Annotated in this window: 6 protein-coding genes; 1 reads left to right on the forward strand and 5 read right to left on the reverse strand. The window is 71.1% G+C overall.

Annotated elements, in window-relative coordinates:
- Nucleotides 1-102 precede the first annotated feature (102 nt).
- The 3 genes from ACFVXH_RS03360 to ACFVXH_RS03370 all read right to left on the reverse strand — a co-directional run bounded on the left by ACFVXH_RS03360 (nt 103) and on the right by ACFVXH_RS03370 (nt 3,530).
- Complete coding sequence (locus tag ACFVXH_RS03360; protein ID WP_049650565.1) at nt 103-1,008, reverse strand: sugar ABC transporter permease; 906 nt, start codon at nt 1,006-1,008, stop codon at nt 103-105.
- A 40-nt stretch (nt 1,009-1,048) separates the two neighbouring features.
- Nucleotides 1,049-2,050 (reverse strand): carbohydrate ABC transporter permease, encoded by a 1,002-nt coding sequence (locus ACFVXH_RS03365; RefSeq protein WP_074004382.1) that lies wholly within the window; start codon nt 2,048-2,050, stop codon nt 1,049-1,051.
- 202 nt (nt 2,051-2,252) lie between these two features.
- Nucleotides 2,253-3,530: an extracellular solute-binding protein gene (locus ACFVXH_RS03370; RefSeq protein WP_387819918.1), complete on the reverse strand. Its 1,278-nt coding sequence runs from the start codon at nt 3,528-3,530 to the stop codon at nt 2,253-2,255.
- A 310-nt stretch (nt 3,531-3,840) separates the two neighbouring features.
- Between ACFVXH_RS03370 and ACFVXH_RS03375 the strand changes: the two genes are divergently transcribed.
- The gene (locus ACFVXH_RS03375; protein WP_387819920.1) at nt 3,841-4,344 is read left to right on the forward strand and encodes a GNAT family N-acetyltransferase; all 504 of its coding nucleotides are present in this window, start codon (nt 3,841-3,843) and stop codon (nt 4,342-4,344) included.
- Nucleotides 4,345-4,437: 93 nt separating this feature from the next.
- On the opposite strand, the gene ACFVXH_RS03380 is transcribed toward ACFVXH_RS03375, so the two are convergent.
- Together ACFVXH_RS03380 and ACFVXH_RS03385 are read right to left on the reverse strand one after the other, a co-directional pair.
- Nucleotides 4,438-5,505 carry an aldose epimerase family protein gene (locus ACFVXH_RS03380; RefSeq protein WP_387819922.1) on the reverse strand — a complete coding sequence of 356 codons (1,068 nt, stop codon included), beginning with the start codon at nt 5,503-5,505 and terminating at the stop codon, nt 4,438-4,440.
- Between the two features lie 245 nt (nt 5,506-5,750).
- The coding region (locus ACFVXH_RS03385) for a helix-turn-helix transcriptional regulator (RefSeq protein ID WP_387819924.1) at nt 5,751-6,613 on the reverse strand (863 nt) is incomplete at its 5' end.

The following is a 6,613-nucleotide window of genomic DNA, read 5'->3' on the forward strand; positions in this document are numbered from 1 at the left end:
CTTGGGGACTAGAGGAGCGGAAGGCGCCGGGACGTGGAGGCGCGTGACGACGTGGTCGGGAGCGGCGGCGTTGCGGGTGGTGCGTGACGACGCGGTGGCGCGCTACGACTTGGAGGCGCCGGCGGTCAGACCGGTGACCAGGTGGCGCTGCACCAGGTAGAAGAAGGCCGCGGACGGGATCGCGATCAGCACGGCGGTCGCGGCCATCAGGTTCCACTGGGCGTCGTGCTCGCTGACGAAGGTCTGCAGGCCCACGGCCAGCGTGTACTTGTCGGAGCTGAGCATGAACGTGGAGGCGAACGGCACCTCGGCCCAGTAGGTGAGGAACGAGTAGAAGGCCGCCACCGCCAGGCCCGGGCGGGCGAGCGGCAGCACCAGCCGCCAGAAGGTGCCGAACGGGCTGAGCCCGTCGACCCGGCCGGCCTCGTCGATCTCCACCGGGATGGTGTCGAAGTAGCCCTTCAGCAGCCAGGCGCAGTACGGCACGGTGGTGGTCGAGTAGACCAGGATCAGGCCGGTGTAGCTGTCCAGCAGGCCGAGTTCGGAGAGCATCGTGTACATCGGGACGATCAGCACCGCGATCGGGAACATCTGGGTGACCAGCAGCGACCACATCAGCGGCTTGTGCCCGGGGAACTTCATCCGGGAGACGGCGTAGCCGGTGGTGGCGGCGAGCATCACGCCGAACACGGTGGTGACCCCGGAGACCAGCAGGGCGTTGCCGAACCAGGTGAAGAAGTCGGTGTCGGACAGCACGTGCTGGTAGTTCGACAGCGTCAGCTTGTCGAGGATCTGGCCGGGGTGGAGGTAGTCGGTCTTGTCCGGGCCGAGCGAGACGAACAGGATCCACGCGACCGGGAACAGCGCGATCAGGCCGGCCAGGATCAGGGTGCCGTGGGACAGCGCCCGGGCCAGCGGGCTGCGCTCGCCGCGGCGGCGGACCTTGGCGGGCCGGGCCGCCGGGGCCGGGGCCGCCGCACGGGCCGGGAGTTCGGTGGTGGTGCTCATCGGGGGTACCTGCCTTCGTGGGTCAACTGGGTCCGGGGCCTCAGCCGTTGGCCTGCTCGTTGCGGGCGAGCCAGCGCCGGTAGAAGGCGGTGAAGACGATCAGGATGGACAGCAGGATCACGCCGTAGGCGGCGGACTGCGCGTAGTCCCGCGGGATCTGGCCGAAGCCGAGGCGGTACGCCCAGGTGACCAGCAGCTGGGCGTCGGGGGCGCCGGTGCCGAACAGCAGGAAGATCACGTTGAACTGGTTGAACGTCCAGATCACGCCGAGCAGCACGACCGTGGAGGAGACGGAGCGCAGACCGGGCAGGGTGACGTACCGGAAGCGCTGCCAGGCGGTGGCGCCGTCCATCTCGGCGGCCTCGTACAGCTCGGCCGGGATCGACTGGAGGCCGCCGAGCAGCGAGATCATCATGAACGGCACGCCGGCCCAGGTGTTCACCATGATCGCGGCCGCCTTCTGCGCCCACGGCTCGGTGAGCCAGCCCGGCTCGGGCAGGTGCAGGAAGGAGAGGATGCTGTTGACGACGCCGCCGTCGGCGAGCATCAGCCGCCAGGAGAAGACGGTGACGAAGGTCGGTACGGCCCACGGCAGGATGAGCAGCATCCGGTAGGCGGCGCGGCCGCGCAGCTTCTGGTTGAGCAGCAGCGCGAGGCCGAGCCCGAGGGTGTAGTGCAGGAAGACGCAGACGGCCGTCCAGGCGATGGTCCAGACGAAGTGCGACCAGAAGCGGTCGTACGAGCCCGGGCCCCACAGGATGTCGGTGTAGTTGTGGAAGCCGACGAACTGGTAGGTCGCCGGGATCTCGTTGACGCCGATCTTGCGCGCCATGTTGAGGCTGTTGGCGTCGGTGAGGGTGAGCCAGATGCCCTCGGCGAGCGGGTAGAGCACCAGCACGCCGAGCACCAGCACGACCGGGGCGATCATCGCGTAGGCGTACCAGTGCTTGGCGTAGGACCGCTTGACGCGTTCCAGCAGGCCCGGACGCTGCTCGCGCTCCCGGCTGCCCTTGCCGGTGGCGCCCTGCACGGCGACTGACATCGTTTGCACCTTCTCGGGGGGATTCTCGGGGGGAGCCGACGGCCCGGCCCTCCGGGGGGCGACAGGTGAGGGGCGGCGCCGAACGACGGACGGCGAACAACTGACAGGTGATGAAATCTGTTCTCTGTTATTCGTTCGCCGTCACGCGTTCGGCCGCTCCTCGTCCGCTGTCACCCGTCGACCGGCGGGCCGGGCACAGGGACTACTTGGCGAAGCCCGGCAGGAGCTTGGCGTAGTCGGTGGAGACGGTGTTCAGCGCGTCCTGGGTGCTCGTACCCTGGACGGCCTTGCCCAGGTTGGTGCTCAGCGAGGCGAACAGCGAGCTGTACTCGGGCAGTTCGGGGCGCGGCTTGGCGCTGCTCAGCACGGCCTGAAAGCCGGCGATGCCCGGGTCGGCCTTGACGTCGGCGGTGAAGGCGTCGGAGCGGGTCGGCAGGGTGGAGTTCTTCTGCGCGATGAACGCCTGGCTCTCGGCCGAGGTCATGAAGGCGGCGAACTTCTCCGCGGCGGCCTTGTGGGCCTTGTCGGCACCCGCGTACACGGCGATGTTGTGACCACCGGTGGGAGCGGCGGCCTTGCCGCTGGAGCCGGCCGGGACGGCGGCGATGCCGAGGTTGTTCTTGTCGGCGAAGGCCGAGCCCTTGTAGATGTTGGTGATCTCCCAGGGGCCCTGGACGATCGCCGCGACCTTGCCGCTGTTGAAGGCGTCCATCATGTGGGCGTAGGCGTCGGTGGTGACGTCGGCCTTGACGGTGCCGGGCGAGGTGAACATCGTCTTGTAGGTCTCGACGGCCTTGACGGCCTCCGGCGAGGCGACGCTGATCTTCTTGCCAGCGGCGTCGACGGTGTCGGTGCCCTCGCCGTACAGGAACGGCATCGCGTAGTAGCCGTCCGCGGCCTTCAGCCAGAAGCCGTCCACGCCGGCCTTCTCCTTGACGGCGGCGGCGTCGGCCTTCAGCTCGTCCCAGGTCTTCGGCGCCTCGGTGATGCCGGCCTTGGTGAACAGCTCCTTGTTGTAGAGCAGGCCGAGCGTGTCGGTCACCAGCGGAACGCCGTACAGCTTGCCCTCGTACTTGGCCTGCTGGATCAGGCTCGGCTGGAAGGCGGAGGTGTCGGCGGCGGCCGGGGTGCCGTCCAGCGGCTCCAGGAAGCCGGCCTTGGCGAAGGCGGCGGTCCAGCCGACCTCGGAGCGGAACACGTCCGGAGCACCCTTGGCCCCCATGGCGGTCTGCAGCTTGTTCTGCGCCTGGTCGAACGGCACGTTGACGAAGTCGACCTTGACGGTCGGGTTCGCAGCCTCGAACTTCTTGACGAGCTCCTGGTAGTTCGGCGCCTCGTTGGTGGCGTTCGACGTGTCCCAGTACGTGAGGGTGACCGGCCCGTCGGCCTTGCCGTCGGAGCTGGAGCCGCTGCTGCCACAGGCAGCCATCGAGACCGCGAGGGCCACAACGAGGGCAGAGGCCGCGATGCCACGCCGCATGAGAACTCCTAGGGAGGGTGGGGGTGCCCGAGATGTTCCGAGACAGGCGCATAATGGCTGCCTCGTGCCGACCGCACCGTTGCTGCCGTCGGGCTCGGGAAGGAAGTTAACAGCGGCGCAAGAGGGACGGAAAGTCCTTGCAGCAAGTTTCTGCAAGAAACCGCGATCGTTACGCCCGCGTGTCCTGGACGTAGCCACTCGGTAGTTGACGGCGGCACCGATTGCCCCGTTTCGCCCGATTCACCCCTCCGTGGGCTGGCCGACGGAACCACCGTGCGTGGCCGGAAACGCTCTGCAGCAGACTGGACGCATGCGAATCAGAGCCGTCACCAGGGACGAACTTCCGCTGCTCGCCGAGCTGGAGCGGGCCGCCGGCGCACCCTTCGCCGCGATCGGCATGCCGGAGATCGCCGAGGACGAACCCCCCGCACCCGAGGAGCTGGCGCACTACCTGGAGCGGGGCGTCGCCCTGCTCGCCGAGGCCCCCGACGGAACCGTCGCCGCCTACCTGCTCGCCGAACCGGTGGACGGCGCCCTCCACATCGAACAGGTCTCCGTGCACCCCGACCACGCCCGCCGCGGCATCGGCCGGGCGCTGATCGAGCACCTCGCCGAAACCGCCGACGCCCCGGCGCTCACCCTCACGACCTTCGTTGAGGTCCCCTGGAACGCCCCCTACTACGCCCGCTGCGGCTTCCGGCCGCTGGCCGAGGAGGAACTCACGCCGGGCCTGCGGGAGATCCGCCACAAGGAGGCCGAGCACGGCCTGGACCGCTGGCCCCGGCTCTGCATGCGCCGGGACCTGCGGCCGTAGCGCCGGCCCCGGCCGGCCGGTCCTCCTGATCAGCCCTGCCGGTCGGTCCCAGCCGTCGGTTCGGTCCCACCCGTCGGTTCGGTCCCACCGGTCCTACTGATGGATCCCCAGCCGGAGCACGGTGGTCGAGCGGAACTCCTCCCCCGGCCGCAGCTCCGTGCTGGGGAACGCCGGGTGGTGCGGGGAGTCCGGGAAGTGCTGGGTCTCCAGGGCGATCCCGGCGAACGGCCCGTACGGGACGCCGCTCGCGCCGGTGACCGCGCCCTGGAACTTGTTCGCCGTGTAGACCTGGATGCCCGGCTCGGTGGTCAGCACCTCCAGGGTGCGGCCGCTGACCGGGTCCTCCAGCAGCGCGGCCCGCGCCGGGGCCCCGTCCGCGGGACGGGCGCGCAGCACCCAGTTGTGGTCGTAGCCGCCGGGCCCGGCCAGCTGAGGGTGCTCGTCGTGCACCGACTTGCCGATCGGCGTGGCCGCCGTGAAGTCGAACGGCGTGCCGGCCACCGGCTCGGTCCGGCCGTACGGGATCTGCCGCTCGTCGGCCGGGGTGTACGCGTCGGCGTCCAGGGTGAGCAGGTGGCCCAGGACGTCGCCGCTGCCTTCACCCGCGAGGTTGAAGTACGCGTGGTTGGTCAGGTTGACGACGGTCGGCTTGCTGGTGACGGCACGGTAGGCGATCACCAGCTCGCCGGAGGCGTCCAGGGTGTACGTGACGGTGACGTCCAACGCGCCGGGGAAGCCCTGGTCCCCGTCCGGGCTGTGCAGCGCCAGCCGCACCCCGCCCTCGACCGGTTCGGCCGCCCACATCCGGTGCGCGAAGCCGTCCGGACCGCCGTGGATGGTCATGCCGCCGCCGGTCGGAGCGAGCTGGTGCTCCTCGCCGTCGATGGTGACCGACGAGCGGTCGATCCGGTTGGCGTACCGGCCCACCACCGTGCCGTAGTGCCGGGCCGGGCCGAGGATCTCGGACAACCGGTCGGTGGCAAGCAGCAGTTGGGCGGAGCGGCCGGAGCGGTCCGGTGCGCTCAGGGTGTGCAGGGTCGCCCCGAGGGTGAGCACGCTCGCCTCGTACGGGCCGGCCGTGAGCGTCCAGCGCTCGATCGCGGCACCCGCGCCCGAAGGGTCCAGGGGTTCCTGCCGCACGCTGGTGGCCTCGCTCGCCATTGGCCTGCTCCTCACTGGCGGCGGGCGTTGCACCGCGGCCGCCCGGTTCCGGGTCCGTCGAGGGGGCGCCGCGGCAGCCCCGTGTCCGTCAGCCTAGCGACGGCGGCGGCAGCGGGGGCGCTTCCACCAGCCCACGCGCCGCCCCGCGCGCCGCCGTCCACCACCGGGCGCCCGCCACGCTCACCGGGCGCCGGACCCGACCGCCGGGCGCTGACCGCCGCGCCCGGCACCCGCCCCTCGCCCGCCTAGTCGTTCAGGTCCCCCAGCCGCCCCAGGTCCCGCTGCTGCGGCGGCAGCCCGAGCGCCGAGGCCAGGCCGTCCGGCCCGCTGCCCGCCTTGCGGTAGACCGCCGCCAGCCGCCGGTTGACGATTCCGATCGGCACCCCGAGCTCGTCGGCGATCCGCTGCGGCGGCACGCCCTGCACGGCCCGCTTGGCGACCTCCCACTCCGAGCTGCTGAGCGTCTCCAGGGTGTCCCGGAAGTCGCGCAGCCCCACCCGGTTGGGCCGCAGGCCGTAGTTGGCGAGTTCCTGTCGCGCCCGGTCGACCAGCCCCTCCGCCGAGCAGTGCTGGGCCAGCTCGATGCCCTGGTACAGGCACTCCTGGGCGTCGTCCAGCCGGCCGACCCGGCGCAGCGCGGCCCCGAGGTCGACCAGCGCGACGGCGTGCTCGTAGCCGGCCGGGGACTGCCCGAGGTACGCCACGGCCTCCTCCAGCAGCTCGACCGCCTGTCGGCCGTGCTCGATCCGCGCGTACAGCCGCAGCGCGCTGCCGATCGCCGAGGCGGTGCCGAAGGCCCGCGCGTCATGGACCGCCTTCTGGGCGTACTCCCGGGCACGCTCGGGCTCGTCGCCCGCGATCGCGATGGCGAGGTGGCCGGCCCAGGGCGCCCAGACGGTGTTGCGCCAGCCGCGGATCTCCAGCTGGGAGCCCGCCTCGGTGAGCGCGGCGGCCGCGCCCGCGTTGCGGGTCTTGGCGACCAGCAGCTTGCCGTACAACGAGGCGGCGTCCTGCAGCACCATGGCGGTCGCGTGGTACGGCGGGTGGAAGCCGGAGTCGTTGGCCAGCTGCCAGGCCTCGTCGATCCGGCCGCGGGCGAGCAGGGTGT

This window comes from Kitasatospora sp. NPDC058184, from assembly GCF_042883725.1.
Lineage (GTDB): Bacteria > Actinomycetota > Actinomycetes > Streptomycetales > Streptomycetaceae > Kitasatospora.

Coding starts and splice junctions, on each gene's coding strand:
- ACFVXH_RS03375 (WP_387819920.1), top strand. CDS start 3,841: ATGCGAATCAGAGCCGTCACCAGGGACGAACTTCCGCTGCTCGCCGAG.
- ACFVXH_RS03365 (WP_074004382.1), bottom strand. CDS start 2,050: ATGTCAGTCGCCGTGCAGGGCGCCACCGGCAAGGGCAGCCGGGAGCGC.
- ACFVXH_RS03370 (WP_387819918.1), bottom strand. CDS start 3,530: ATGCGGCGTGGCATCGCGGCCTCTGCCCTCGTTGTGGCCCTCGCGGTC.
- ACFVXH_RS03380 (WP_387819922.1), bottom strand. CDS start 5,505: ATGGCGAGCGAGGCCACCAGCGTGCGGCAGGAACCCCTGGACCCTTCG.
- ACFVXH_RS03360 (WP_049650565.1), bottom strand. CDS start 1,008: ATGAGCACCACCACCGAACTCCCGGCCCGTGCGGCGGCCCCGGCCCCG.